The sequence below is a fragment of the Bacillus sp. NTK034 genome (genome assembly GCF_017303275.1).
Taxonomy (GTDB): domain Bacteria; phylum Bacillota; class Bacilli; order Bacillales; family Cytobacillaceae; genus Cytobacillus.
In genome coordinates this window covers 382,838-394,885 of the sequence record NZ_JAFKOJ010000002.1, presented here as the reverse complement: position 1 = coordinate 394,885, position 12,048 = coordinate 382,838, and the positions used below count along the sequence as shown (strand labels likewise).

The window sequence follows — 12,048 nt, the reverse complement described above, 5'->3', positions numbered from 1 at the left end:
CATGCCATCAAGTTTTAACCCTGATAAATATAAACCTTATTTCGAAAATAGACATGGAAAAGGCTCGTATAATGCGAGCCTTTCTTCTGCCTATGAAATTGGGCGTAAGAAGGTACAAGCAGACTTCGCTAAACAAGAGTATAACGCACGTGTTAAAGAAGCGGAGAAAGCACGTAAAGAGGCTGAAAAAGCGGCTCAAAAGAGAACATATGAGGATGCACTAGATTATTGGATGCAACCGGAAAACAACTCTGTGCTTCGGAGAGATGGGGCAAGTAGGAATGCTGAAAACATCCGAAACGATCCACGATTGAAAGCAGCAGTTAAAGAACAGGGATATAACTTGAATGATTATATAGATGCTATGTATGCAGCTGTTTCTAATGGACAATTTCGTTCAGAGCGAGAGTTTAAACAGTTTTCAAGTTCACAGCAAAAAGAAGCTAATCGCAAGCCTACAATCGAAGACCATCTAAAAAAATATCAGGATCCGAAAACTGTTGAACCTCCGAAAGTGAAGGCGAAAGAGCAAAAAAAAAATTCTCCCTCCCTTTTGAATGACTTTTTAACCCCTTTAAAGCGGTTTGGTCAGGCAATTAACCCTTTTGATGATGTAAGTATCAAGGAAGCCATTAAAGGAAACGTGAATGATGCTCTTAAAACAGAGCGTTCTGCTGTAACTAAGGAAACCACACGAGGATTAACCCGTGTTGCTAATACCGGAACATTAGGAATCCTAGATCAGGCTTACAAAAAGACCCATGGCAATCAGGCTTCACAGTTTACGAATGAAGGCAGAAGCACAGGCGGGAAGGTTGCTGACTTCGGTTATGATGCTTTAGGTTACTTAATCCCTGGTGCCGGTGCATATAAGGCTGTCAGAGGTGCGGGATTAGGCGTTAAAGCCGGTTCAACAGGTGCAAGGAAAGTCGGTCAGTTAGCAAGAGAAGGGGCCATTACAGGCGGTATGTTAGGTGCTGGAGAAGTTTATGTAAGAGAAGGCTTAAATCCACAGGATACTAACTTTAAAGATAACCTTAAACATATTGGGTTGGGTATCGGTTTAGGTGCAGTTGCGGATCCTGCCCTTTATGGAGCGGGTAAAGCAGCGGGGAACGCCCTATCAAGGTTTGCTAAAGGTGATGTGCCTACTTACAGCGGTAGACCTAGTGAAGGTGTTATGGATAGATTTAATCCATCTACTACACCTAGCACGAGAGGACAGTCCGATCAGTTATTTGATGATTTAATCTCTAATACTCGCCAAACCTCACGACAAACTGAAAGCATCACTCCGAGATTTAATGAAGTGGCGGCAACTCGTACAGTTGAACCTCCTTCTTTACGTTCAGGCAGAGACTTTGAACCGATTGAAACTCGTGCAAGCGTTAGAGAACCAGAATTAGCCCGTGTAAGTGATGAATTATTAGATACACAGCGGCAATCACAGGGCAATGCCAACACATTCCGTGCAAGAATCAATGATACTCCACAGAAGAAAGACAGCATACTTAAAGGCCTGCGCACTCAATTTGTGGATGATATGGCACCTCTGGAAACTCTTGAAAAGCAAATAGCAGGAAAAGTAGGAAGCGCAGAGAATAGTTTATACAAGCAAGCCCGGCTATTTAGAGGAAGCCCAGAAAAGGCACATATGATTGTTCAAGAACAGATTCAGCCAATTCTAAAGGACCTGCAGACGAATAAAATTAAACTTAATGACCTTCGTGACTATGCTTTAGCGGTTCATGCCCGTGATGTAAACTCGAAAGGGATTAATTCCGGATTCACGAATGCGGAAATTGAAGATGTGATTAGTAAATTAGGTTCAGAATCAATGGAAGCTATGAGAAAGAAATTACTAGGAGTAAATAACAATGTCCTGGATATGATTTCTTCTGGTGAAAAACCGATTCTAAGCCAAGAACAAGTAGCGACCATGAAGCAGAAATGGCCTAATTACATGTCTCTATTCCGTTCATTTGATGATGACAAAATTGAGTTTTCAAGCGGCATGAATAAGGCGATGGCAAACGCAGCAAACCCTATTAAGAAATTAGAGGGTTCCAGCCGTGATGTTATTGATCCGATTGAAAGCATGGTTAAAAACATCTTTAAAGCAGTTAATGCCATTGATAAGAACAAAGTATCTTCACAAGTTGCAAAATTAGCTGAAAAAGATGTAGAGGGCAATTTTATTCGGAAGATAGCAGATAACGAGGACACAAGCCGGTTGAATGTTATATCTGTGCTTAATAATGGCAAGAAAGAAAAGTATGAAGTTCCTCCGGAAGTGTATAAAACTTTAATGAATTTAGACAAAGAGAGTACGAATACACTTATTAAGATACTTCAAAAGCCAGCTTCCTTGCTTCGTGCCGGTGCAACCTTAACACCAGAGTTCAGCTTGCGTAACCCTTTGCGTGACGTACCACAGGCATTTGTTGTTTCTAATTCTGGATTCAATCCAATTGTCGATTTTCCTGTAGGTTTATGGCAGTCTATTTGGAAAGGTAGAACCATAAAAATAGGGAATAAGGAGTTTAAAACATCAGGAGACCTTTATAAAGAGTGGGTAAAAGAGAATGGCGGTTACGGTAACATTATCTCAATGGATAGAGAATTACACCGTGATACGCTGAAAAAGGCAATTAAAGAAGTCAACACAAACTATATTGATGTATTAAACCCTAAAACGTATACTTCTTTAATAAAGAACCTTAGACCTAATACCCCTATTAATATGTTAAGGACTATTGCTGATGTGAGTGAATCGGCTACGAAAGTAGGCGAATTCAGAGCAGCTAAACGGTCAGGAGCTTCACCAGAAGAAGCTGCATATCGAGCTAGAGATATTATGGACTTTGGGCGAGCGGGTATTAGTGTTAGAGAAGCAAACAAAGTAGTCGCTTTCCTTAATGCCAATATCCAAGGTAAGAGTAAACTTTGGCGGGCATTTAAAGAGAATCCGGTTAAAGTTTCTGGAAAAGCTATGGCGGCAGTTACTATCCCAACCATAGGCGCAAGATTAGCCCAGGAAACATACTCTAACGATAAGCAAAGGGAAATTATTGATGATGCGCCACAATGGTTAAAGGACACATTTTGGCTTGTTCCTATACCTGGTACAGATCAGATTGCCCGAATTCCGAAACCGTTTGATTTAGCATTTGCCTTCTCTAACACAGTTGAAAGAGCCATGGACTTTGCACAGAAAAACGACCCAGAAGCCTTTAAAGGTTGGCTGAAAGATGGTTTTTCACAAGCTGCAATCCCAACAATGCTAACGGGTATTGCACCAATCGTTGAGGGTATGGCAAACTATTCATTCTTCCGACAAGGCCCGATTATTCCTCAACGAGAGCAAAACATGGAATTTCCTGACCAGTACGACATTAATACGTCTGAAACAGCTAAGATTGTAGGGAAACAAGTGGATAAGGTAACAGGCGGACAAGGGGCTTTCAGAAATTTTGGATCACCACGGGTAATTGACAATTCGATTCAAGGCTTTACAGGTGGGTTGGGAACCTATGCTACAAGTGGACTTGATAGTGTAATTGATTGGTTTGCCGATGACAATGATAAGCCAGAAAAGCCTACTAAGAGCATTGACCAAGCACCTTTAACAAAAGCGTTCTTAGTTAATCAGTCATCTACCGGTAAATCCATTGACCAATTGTATAAGATGAAAGACAAATTGTCTAAAGAGCGTGGATCTGCTAAAACAAACGGCAGCGAGTACAAAAAAGAACCTGTTTATGACTATGTTAATGATGTAACTAAGCAAGTAAGTGACATTAACAAAGAAATCCGTACGGTTGAAAACACAAAAGAATTAACAGGTGACGAAAAGAAACGTGCGGTAGATCAACTGAACAAGTTGAGAAATGACATTGCTCGCCAAGCTATGCAACAACTAAAGAATGTGGAGTGATAAAATTGGCATGGTATCACTGGATAGCCGTGTATTTAATCATCATAGGCGGTGTAATCTTTACAATTATCCCTGATAAACCATTTTGGATGTGGGGCTTAATTGCTCTTTTAATTTTCATTGGGTTAATTATGGGTGTTCTGTTACCTCATAAAGAGGATAAATACGCTAAGAAGAATCAAGAGGGCTGATAAAGCTCTCTTTTTATTTTGGGGGAGATAAAAATGAGACATAACACTGACACTTTATATACAGTAATCACAGGCGGCACTATTTCAAGTGTCGCTTATTTATTTGGGGGATTAGATAAGCTTCTACTTGCTTTTGTTATTTTAATGGCCTGTGACTTTATTACAGGAGTTCTAGCAGCCTTTTATGATAAGCGAGTATCATCTAAGAACGCCTATAAAGGATTAGCTAAAAAAGGCGGAATGTTTGTCATGATTATTGCGGCAAATGTTGTGGACCAGGTAACAGGCAGTGATAATCATTTCATGAGAAATGCCATGATCATGTTTTTAATTGCTACAGAAGGCATTAGCTTAATTGAAAATCTAGGCAGACTAGATGTAACGGTACCTAAATTCTTGTCACAGGCTTTCTCTCAATTGAAAGATAAGCATGAGGGGGATAAAAAGTGATAATTAAACAGCAAATCATTCCACTTGATAAGCGGCCTAAATACAACGTTAAAGGAAAGCTTACAACCTTTAAAATGTCTCCTGAATACATCACCATTCACGAGACTGCAAACACCGGTGAAGGGGCTAATGCGCAAGCGCACGCTAACCTTCAATCGAATGGTAATAGTCGGCAAGCTTCCTGGCACATCCAAGTTGATGATGTACAGGCTATTCAATCTCTTCCTTTTGACGAGTGCGGGATTCATGCGGGCGATGGTACTTACGGGGATGGGAACCGTAAATCAATCGGGGTGGAAATTTGCGTAAACTCTGACGGTAATTTCGAGAAGGCACTAGAAAACGCAGCTGCTGTGATTGGTCAAATAATGTTGCAGTTTAACATTCCACCTCATAAAGTAGTTCCTCATAAGCATTGGAGCGGTAAAAACTGCCCGACAAACCTTTTAAAAGGCCGTATGCAGGAGTTTTTAAATCGTTGTATTGCGGAAAGAGGAAAATTGGAACAAGGGAGAGTGAAAGGTGTGTCAGAACGAGCGTTAAACGATAAGGAAAAAGAAATCCAGGCAGAAGCCATGAGATTAGGCATTACTGACGGAAAAAATCCTTTCCGAGAAGTTAATCAGATGTATGTATGGAGTGCTTTGATTCCGTTGGCCCGTAAAATTGAAAAATTAGAAAAAAAATAAAAAGAAGCCCTGTGCTATATCCATTCTGCACAGGGCTTTCCCCTATTCCATGGCAGATTCTTCACATTGTCATACACTTCCGGATAACACTTGCTGCAGTAATGCTCCCCTAATAGCACCCACAATTCTTTTTCAGGATGCCACTTGGCGCAGTATAGGCACATTTTTTTACTTTCTTTCATATAACTCCTCAACCTTTACTTCTAACAGTTCAGCCAGCAAAAACGCTTTATCTATAGTCGGATAAGTCTTGCCTGACACCCAATTAGATAGGGTGTTTTTGCTTATATCCAGTTCTTTTATTATAAACTCTCTCCTGTATTTAGAAACCCTCAAAAGCTCTCCTATTCGGCTTTTTAGCATTATAAACACCTCTATTAGTGTTTCGTCAAATAATTAATTTATCCTTTACCAAAATTTTGTGACAGGTACAGGCAATTATTTGGGCTATCAACATACAATGAACTACACAACGAAGAAAGGAGTGAACATCGTGGACCCCTTTACGTTTGGTATAGCATTTGTTGGAGCATCTGGAGCTATTCTTGTCCTGCTGCACGCTTTGGAGGTGTCAGGGTTCCCTATTAATGGGGAAATGATCCGTTTATTCATGGAGGTAAGCAAGTACGGGGCTATCCTCTGGCTGTTGAAAGTATTGAGCAAGACGTTTTTCTAAGAACAGAATGATGAACAGTCTGGAACTGTAACTTTTCTTTGTACAGTTCAAAGTGAGTTTTTATTTATTGTCTGTCTTGGTTATTTTTGTTCGTTTTAGTTGCGCCTGATAAGTTATCACATATCTATTTTCTTCTGTATCCATCAGAAAATATTGGAGGGGATTATGTGAAGACCTGCGATAATTGCGGAAAAGAATTTGAGGATAATTATTTCACTAGTCAATCAGATTACTGTGATTACTGTTCAACTATGATGGGCGAATCAAATGATTGAATGGCTTGCCCTTCCTTTAGCTGTTGCCGGTGCTGCCATGATTCCAAAACGACCCATGAAAGATGAAAGGAAAATACAGCAGATATTCATTAACCGTAAAGTTGGAGTAAAGAAAGAAGACAGCCTACAATACCCCAAATTAAAGCGAAAACACGACAATAATACTTATACCACCTATCTATACAATCTCCCTTTAGGTGTACCATCAGAAGCATTTGAGAGTCTTTTGCCAGCTTTAAAAGATGGATTAAATAAAGAAGTTGATTATGAGTTTGATGGTCTGTTAAAGATTCACGTATATCATCATAAACTACCCGAAAAATGGAATTACACATCTGATTTGTTACGCCCTGGCACATGGGAAGTACCTATAGGACAGAATCATCAAGGAATCCTCTATCATGATTTCGAAAAGTACTGTCATCTGTTAAATGGGGGAGTAACACGATTCGGGAAAACCGTTTTTATGAAAGAAGTCATGAACACGCTTATTCTAAACAATCCGGAACATGTTGAGTTTTATATCCTGGACCTTAAAGCAGGGTTAGAATTTTACAAATACAAAGTTTTGCCACAGGTGAAAGAGGTTGCTTGTGATGTTAGAGAATCGGCAGAGGTATTATTCAAGATCACCGAAGAATTAAAACAAAGGGAGCTGATGTTTCGTGATAAAGGTTATTCGAATATTATTGACACGCCCATCAAAAAGCGCACATTCATTATTGTCGATGAAGGAGCGGAGTTATCGCCTTCTATTGTCAAAACGAAAGAAGCAAGGAAGTACGCAGAATTTTGTCAGGGGGCATTAAGTGAAATTGCCAGGATAGGGGGAGGACTTGGATATAGATTAATTTATGCTACCCAATACCCGACAAAAGAAGCTGTACCTATGCAAGTAAAGATGAACATTGTGGCCCGTTTATCTTTTATATGTGCTTCACAAGTTGCAAGCAGGGTGCTCTTAGACGAAACAGGAGCCGAAGATTTACCTTCTATTCCTGGCAGGGCTATTTACCTTATCGAGAAGAAAAGAACCGTACAGGTGCCTTATATTGACGATAAAATGATGTTTAAGATGATGGAGGGAAGAAGTGATGTTATCCTCAACACAGCAGAGGGTGGAAAGTCTACTCACAACGATAGACCGGCTGGGAATGGTGAAAATCAAACACCTACAAAGAATCCATGACTTGAAGTATCGGAACATGGCCCAAACAATAAACAGGCATTTAAAACCTTATATCAACGAAACGTTTTTCGAGCGGGAAAAGGTGATCTACCTTAATAAAGACGGGCGCAGCTTCATTGGATCTGATAAGGATTCACAGAAACCCACTTTGATTGCTCACACTCTACTTCGGAATGAAGTGTATCTTCACTTTAATTGTCCTGCAGACTGGCAGAACGAGTACACCCTAGAAGCGCAGCTGAAACCTTACTCCGGTTTAGATGCAATCATTAACAGCAATATGAAGTTCAGCAATACAGCGAAAGTAAGAGCGGATGCTATGTTTACTCGCAATGGGTATGTTCATTTGATTGAAGTAGACAATGCAAGGGATATGGCAGAAAACAGAAAGAAAATTAATTCCTATGCTGATATACTGCCGATGGTGAGGAAGGAACACCAGCAGACACCCATACTTTATTTCTTCACTACAACAGATCACAGGAAAAGAAAATTCGAGGAATGGCTGAAAGGCAGAAGTATTAGACACGAGGTGAAAACCTTTAATGAAATAAAGTAATGTGCCTATTAACTATACAAGACACCTTGTGTTAAGCACGATGCATACTCGGGATGCTCAGGGGGCTGTATATCGTTTAGCTGAGTTTGGGGTGAATATGATGGAAATTGAGCAGACCCTAGTGGCTGTCACGGCTCAGCGTCTTGTCGAATTGAATTGCCCATATTGTGAAGGGGAATGTTCTCCATTCTGCTATGGATACGGCAGATGGAAAAGGGCAAGTGTTTTTGAACTTCTTGCAGGAAAAGCGCTTAATGCCTCCATAAAGAAGGCAAGAGGAGAAATCAGCCTTGTTAAGTATCGCACTCTTAAAGAGGTAATAACTAAAGGGATTGTTCTTGGATACATAAAGGAAACTGAGTACAGCAGGTGGGTGCACGACAATGCAGAAACATAAATGGACCATTCAAGAACAGGGTTTGTTTCTGAAAAATACAGGTGAACTGCTGTCCAGAGGGTACCCTTTATCTGAGGCACTGGAATCACTGATGCATCAGCTGCCGCCAAAAAGAAAACATGAAATCAGCCAGTGCCTCTCTCAGTTGAAAGAAGGCTTTCCTTTTTATCAAATCCTTGCAGACATGAACTTTAATAAAAATCTGATTGGCTATGTTTATTTTGCTGAACAGCATGGCGGCCTTGCTTCCGCATTTCTTGAAGGAAGCGAAATGGTGCTGAGAAAAGGAAAGGACATTGAAAAATTGCAAAAACTGATGGCCTATCCTATTTTCCTGATGTTCATTACCGCATTCCTATTTGTTTTCGTTGATAAAGTCCTGCTGCCCCGTTTCTCTTCCTTATTCGTTTCCATGCACCTTCAGCCAAATTTCTTCACAAAAGCCGTATATTTGATTGGGGACCTTCTCCCATTGTTCATTCTGATTGTACTCGTCGTTTTAGTCACTTTGCTTATATACTATTTTTTTAGATTCAGAAAACTTTCCCCTATCCAGCAAAAGAAAGTCATGGTAAAAATTCCTGCAGGAGGCCATTTTCTTCGCCTTTACTACACTCATTTCTTTGCTGTACAGCTCAGTCACCTTTTAAATGGCGGCCTATCCATACATGAGGCGTTTAGTCTTTTTGAGAAAAATGATAAGCAGCCTTTTTACAGTGCCCTCGGTGAAGCCGTGAAAATCAAACTCCGTGAGGGGAATAGGCTTGAGGATATACTAATGAGATATCCTTTTTTTGAAAGGGAATTGGCCAATATTATAATACATGGTCAAAAAAATGGCAGGCTGGACCAGGAATTATCTTTTTTCAGCAGTCACTGCCTAAAAAAATTGGAGGAAAAGACAGAAAAACTCCTAAAAATGATTCAGCCTATTTTATATATATTTATTGGGTTTTTAATTGTCTCAATGTATTTGGCGGTTCTGCTGCCTATGTTTCATCTATTGGAGGGATTTTAATGAAATGGCGCATAGTAAAGAACAATGACAAAGGGTTCACGCTCATTGAAATGATGATTGTTTTATTGGTGATTTCGGTGCTTTTGATCATCACCATTCCGAATGTAACGAAACACAATTCTAAAATAAACAGCAAGGGATGCGATGCGTTTGTTAAAATGGTGCAGGCCCAGGTTCAGGCATATGAAATTGACCATAAAGAGCTTCCTTCGGATATACAGGATTTAGTGGATGCTGAATACCTCAATGCTGAAACCACTTCTTGTCCAAATGGAGATGCCATTAAGATTTCTGCAGAGGGGAAGGTTGAATCTGCAGGATCATGATAAAAAACAAAGAAGGCTTTACATTTATAGAGACTCTATTCATTTTCAGTATTTTCCTTATTATTGCCACGATTACAGCTGTCCTTCTAAAACCGCAATTCCTCTATCTTGAAAAGATGTTGTTCTTTTCCCAATTTAAGTCTGACCTGCTTTATGCCCAAAACTATGCCATAACACATCAGACAGATGTAGCTATTCAAATTGTTCCCGAGGAGAACCGGTATTTTGCTCAGGTAAAGCTTGTTGCTGATCCTATCATCAGCAGAGAATATCCGGGAATCATTGAGATTAAGGAGGGTACCATGCCATTGTTTTTTCTATATGGACCAGGCGGTATTACAAATAAATTCGGTACCTTCTATGTCAAAGCAGACAATGAACAATACAAAATTACCTTTTTAATCGGAAGAGGGAGATTTTATGTGGAGAAGGAATGAAGGCTTCTTTTTGGCAGAGCTCTTGCTGTCTTTATCAGGAATGCTGCTTGCAGCGGGCATAATGTTTCCTCTTGTCATTAAAGCTATTGAACATTCTGAAGAGGTAAAACAGGATTACGACAGCACACAGCTGCTTTATGAGAGTCTTCAGCAGGCAGCCTGGGAAGGGAGTTTTCCTGAGGGGAAGATTATAAAAAAAAATCAAACCGTCTATGAAATATTCCCTAAAGAAAACCCAGGATTGAGGGAGGTTTGTATAAAATATGAAAATATACGTGATAGACCGAAAGAAAAGTGTGAAGTACTTCAATAATAATGGATTTACCATGCTTGAAATGCTGTTTGCATTTTCAATATTCTTAATGATCGTTACCTTTTTGCCGGTCAGCTTTAATTTCCTCTTTCAGGACTGGAAAATGGAAGCAAGGACACAAAGACTTGAATGGCATGTATTTATCAATCAGCTCAAAAAAGAGATCAGACTTGCTGATTCTGCAGATATTTCACCTGTTTCCATTGTATTAACGATAGACGGGAAAAGCGTGATTTATGAAAAATATGGTTCCAATTTGAGGAGACGAGTGGATATGAAAGGCCATGAAATTGTCCTGCAGAAACTTGATAGAATAACATTCAGTTCCATTAATGGCGGAATTGTAATAAATGTATCGGATAGTTTTGATCAGGAGCATTCGGCCTGTCTTTATTACCTGAGGAATATGGAGGATATTGATGTACCATAATCAGGAGGGATTTTCTTACCCTCTTACTTTAACAATCATTCTGGCTGCACTCTTTCTACTTACGATTCAATTAGATCAGTTTATTTCTGAGAAAAGGATAGTGAATAAGGCTGAAACCGTCATGATGCAGGAGTATTACTTATTGTGTTCCTTAAAAAAAACTGAAAAAATGCTTAGCGAAAATATAGACCAGGATAAGTCAGGAATTTTTTCGTTTAGAAATGGATCTGTTTCATATGAAATCTCACCAGTGGCAACAAGCATAATTCAAATTACCCTCAAAACCAAAATTGGCTCTGATAAGGAAATTTCCGGATATGCTTATTATGACAAAGATCTGCAAAAAATGATAAAATGGATTGAAAAAAACTGAGTGGGGATAAAGATGAAGCCAATTTACTTAATCGGATTCATGGGTGCCGGCAAAACAACAATTGGAAAAGAGCTTGCATCCTGCTTAAATCAGGAAGTAATCGATACAGATGAAGAAATAGTTAAGCGGGAGAAGAAAAATATTAATGATATTTTTGAAGAGCATGGAGAAGGATACTTCAGAAATCTTGAAACGCTTATATTAAATGAATTTGATAATAGAGCGGGAATTGTTACTACTGGCGGGGGAATTGTGGTGAAGCCTGAAAACAGAAAAATGCTGAATGAAAAAGGAATCGTTTTCTTCCTTTATGCATCGCCGGATGAAATATTTAAACGGATTGAAAATGATCATTCCAGACCGCTGCTGAAAGGCGATAAAAAAAAGCTGATACAGGAACTTTATGAAAAAAGGATGCCGCTTTATAAAGAAACCGCCCATGTGGTCATTGATACCACTAATAAAGATAAAGCAGAAATAATTCAAGAAATAATAGATGGTTTAGGTTGAAAAATCGTTGGACATACTTGTAAATGATAAATAGCAAGCTGTAATTGCAATGTGAAGAAAAAGGCAGGTATGATAAATGAAATCCAACGATTATGTAAAGTATCTAACACAGACAGTAGTAAAATATATAGATCAGCCCAAAGATGAAAGAAAACGGCATAGAACACAGAAAAAGGACATGAAGGAGCCGTTTTTATTCAGGTGGTTTGGCATGTTATCATATCTTTTCTATTTGGGCATGAGAAGAAAAAAGCATAAATAGACTTCATGCAAAAAAC

The 12,048-nt window shown here is 39.3% G+C and carries 17 protein-coding genes; 16 read left to right on the top strand and 1 reads right to left on the bottom strand.

All coding sequences use genetic code 11. The features are described from left to right. Position 1: 1 nt before the first annotated feature. Genes JI665_RS08165 through JI665_RS08150 form a run of 4 tightly spaced genes read left to right on the top strand, consistent with a single transcriptional unit; the run spans position 2 to position 5,267 of the window. A complete protein-coding gene (locus JI665_RS08165; protein ID WP_206838575.1) occupies positions 2-3,937 on the top strand; it encodes an LPD38 domain-containing protein in 3,936 nt (1,311 codons plus the stop codon). A gap of 5 nt (positions 3,938-3,942) precedes the next feature. Continuing rightward, the gene (locus tag JI665_RS08160; protein ID WP_206838572.1) at positions 3,943-4,128 is read left to right on the top strand and encodes a hypothetical protein; all 186 of its coding nucleotides are present in this window, start codon (positions 3,943-3,945) and stop codon (positions 4,126-4,128) included. A 33-nt stretch (positions 4,129-4,161) separates the two neighbouring features. Continuing rightward, a complete protein-coding gene (locus JI665_RS08155) occupies positions 4,162-4,578 on the top strand; it encodes a phage holin family protein (protein ID WP_206838569.1) in 417 nt (138 codons plus the stop codon). Continuing rightward, a complete protein-coding gene (locus tag JI665_RS08150) occupies positions 4,575-5,267 on the top strand; it encodes a peptidoglycan recognition protein family protein (RefSeq protein WP_206838566.1) in 693 nt (230 codons plus the stop codon). The genes JI665_RS08155 and JI665_RS08150 overlap by 4 nt, the downstream gene beginning before the upstream one ends. 168 nt (positions 5,268-5,435) lie before the next feature. On the opposite strand, the gene JI665_RS08145 is transcribed toward JI665_RS08150, so the two are convergent. Continuing rightward, a complete protein-coding gene (locus JI665_RS08145) occupies positions 5,436-5,630 on the bottom strand; it encodes a helix-turn-helix transcriptional regulator (RefSeq protein WP_206838563.1) in 195 nt (64 codons plus the stop codon). A gap of 130 nt (positions 5,631-5,760) precedes the next feature. Here JI665_RS08145 and JI665_RS08140 point away from each other — a divergent pair, with 130 nt between their 5' ends. From JI665_RS08140 to JI665_RS08085, 12 genes are all read left to right on the top strand, one after another. Next, entirely contained in the window at positions 5,761-5,943 is a 183-nt protein-coding gene (locus JI665_RS08140) for a hypothetical protein (protein WP_206838560.1), read from the top strand. A 267-nt stretch (positions 5,944-6,210) separates the two neighbouring features. Continuing rightward, complete coding sequence (locus tag JI665_RS08135; RefSeq protein ID WP_206838557.1) at positions 6,211-7,407, top strand: FtsK/SpoIIIE domain-containing protein; 1,197 nt, start codon at positions 6,211-6,213, stop codon at positions 7,405-7,407. Further along, positions 7,313-7,966, top strand: coding sequence for a hypothetical protein (locus tag JI665_RS08130; protein ID WP_206839325.1), 654 nt, complete (start codon positions 7,313-7,315; stop codon positions 7,964-7,966). The genes JI665_RS08135 and JI665_RS08130 overlap by 95 nt, the downstream gene beginning before the upstream one ends. A 1-nt stretch (position 7,967) precedes the next feature. After that, complete coding sequence (locus JI665_RS08125) at positions 7,968-8,363, top strand: ATPase, T2SS/T4P/T4SS family (protein WP_312886150.1); 396 nt, start codon at positions 7,968-7,970, stop codon at positions 8,361-8,363. Beyond that, positions 8,350-9,381 (top strand): competence type IV pilus assembly protein ComGB, encoded by a 1,032-nt coding sequence (comGB, locus tag JI665_RS08120; RefSeq protein ID WP_206838554.1) that lies wholly within the window; start codon positions 8,350-8,352, stop codon positions 9,379-9,381. Before JI665_RS08125 ends, comGB begins: the two co-directional genes overlap by 14 nt. Continuing rightward, the gene (gene comGC / locus JI665_RS08115) at positions 9,381-9,707 is read left to right on the top strand and encodes a competence type IV pilus major pilin ComGC (RefSeq protein ID WP_206838552.1); all 327 of its coding nucleotides are present in this window, start codon (positions 9,381-9,383) and stop codon (positions 9,705-9,707) included. The genes comGB and comGC overlap by 1 nt, the downstream gene beginning before the upstream one ends. Continuing rightward, positions 9,704-10,144 (top strand): competence type IV pilus minor pilin ComGD, encoded by a 441-nt coding sequence (gene comGD, locus JI665_RS08110; RefSeq protein ID WP_206838550.1) that lies wholly within the window; start codon positions 9,704-9,706, stop codon positions 10,142-10,144. The genes comGC and comGD overlap by 4 nt, the downstream gene beginning before the upstream one ends. Then, a complete protein-coding gene (locus JI665_RS08105) occupies positions 10,128-10,457 on the top strand; it encodes a phosphatase (protein WP_206838548.1) in 330 nt (109 codons plus the stop codon). The genes comGD and JI665_RS08105 overlap by 17 nt, the downstream gene beginning before the upstream one ends. Next, positions 10,408-10,887 carry a competence type IV pilus minor pilin ComGF gene (gene comGF, locus JI665_RS08100; RefSeq protein WP_244671124.1) on the top strand — a complete coding sequence of 160 codons (480 nt, stop codon included), beginning with the start codon at positions 10,408-10,410 and terminating at the stop codon, positions 10,885-10,887. Before JI665_RS08105 ends, comGF begins: the two co-directional genes overlap by 50 nt. Then, the gene (gene comGG / locus JI665_RS08095; protein ID WP_206838546.1) at positions 10,877-11,260 is read left to right on the top strand and encodes a competence type IV pilus minor pilin ComGG; all 384 of its coding nucleotides are present in this window, start codon (positions 10,877-10,879) and stop codon (positions 11,258-11,260) included. The genes comGF and comGG overlap by 11 nt, the downstream gene beginning before the upstream one ends. Positions 11,261-11,272: 12 nt before the next feature. Further along, the gene (locus tag JI665_RS08090; RefSeq protein WP_206838544.1) at positions 11,273-11,770 is read left to right on the top strand and encodes a shikimate kinase; all 498 of its coding nucleotides are present in this window, start codon (positions 11,273-11,275) and stop codon (positions 11,768-11,770) included. Positions 11,771-11,846: 76 nt separating this feature from the next. After that, the gene (locus JI665_RS08085) at positions 11,847-12,032 is read left to right on the top strand and encodes a YqzE family protein (protein WP_206838543.1); all 186 of its coding nucleotides are present in this window, start codon (positions 11,847-11,849) and stop codon (positions 12,030-12,032) included. Positions 12,033-12,048: the final 16 nt, after the last annotated feature.

Excerpts from the sequence above, each read along its gene's own strand:
- JI665_RS08165 (WP_206838575.1), top strand. The coding sequence starts at position 2 with ATGCCATCAAGTTTTAACCCTGATAAATATAAACCTTATTTCGAAAAT.
- JI665_RS08155 (WP_206838569.1), top strand. The coding sequence starts at position 4,162 with ATGAGACATAACACTGACACTTTATATACAGTAATCACAGGCGGCACT.
- JI665_RS08145 (WP_206838563.1), bottom strand. The coding sequence starts at position 5,630 with ATGCTAAAAAGCCGAATAGGAGAGCTTTTGAGGGTTTCTAAATACAGG.
- JI665_RS08135 (WP_206838557.1), top strand. The coding sequence starts at position 6,211 with ATGATTGAATGGCTTGCCCTTCCTTTAGCTGTTGCCGGTGCTGCCATG.
- JI665_RS08130 (WP_206839325.1), top strand. The coding sequence starts at position 7,313 with ATGTTATCCTCAACACAGCAGAGGGTGGAAAGTCTACTCACAACGATA.
- comGB (WP_206838554.1), top strand. The coding sequence starts at position 8,350 with ATGCAGAAACATAAATGGACCATTCAAGAACAGGGTTTGTTTCTGAAA.
- comGC (WP_206838552.1), top strand. The coding sequence starts at position 9,381 with ATGAAATGGCGCATAGTAAAGAACAATGACAAAGGGTTCACGCTCATT.
- comGD (WP_206838550.1), top strand. The coding sequence starts at position 9,704 with ATGATAAAAAACAAAGAAGGCTTTACATTTATAGAGACTCTATTCATT.
- JI665_RS08105 (WP_206838548.1), top strand. The coding sequence starts at position 10,128 with ATGTGGAGAAGGAATGAAGGCTTCTTTTTGGCAGAGCTCTTGCTGTCT.
- comGF (WP_244671124.1), top strand. The coding sequence starts at position 10,408 with ATGAAAATATACGTGATAGACCGAAAGAAAAGTGTGAAGTACTTCAAT.
- comGG (WP_206838546.1), top strand. The coding sequence starts at position 10,877 with ATGTACCATAATCAGGAGGGATTTTCTTACCCTCTTACTTTAACAATC.
- JI665_RS08090 (WP_206838544.1), top strand. The coding sequence starts at position 11,273 with ATGAAGCCAATTTACTTAATCGGATTCATGGGTGCCGGCAAAACAACA.
- JI665_RS08085 (WP_206838543.1), top strand. The coding sequence starts at position 11,847 with ATGAAATCCAACGATTATGTAAAGTATCTAACACAGACAGTAGTAAAA.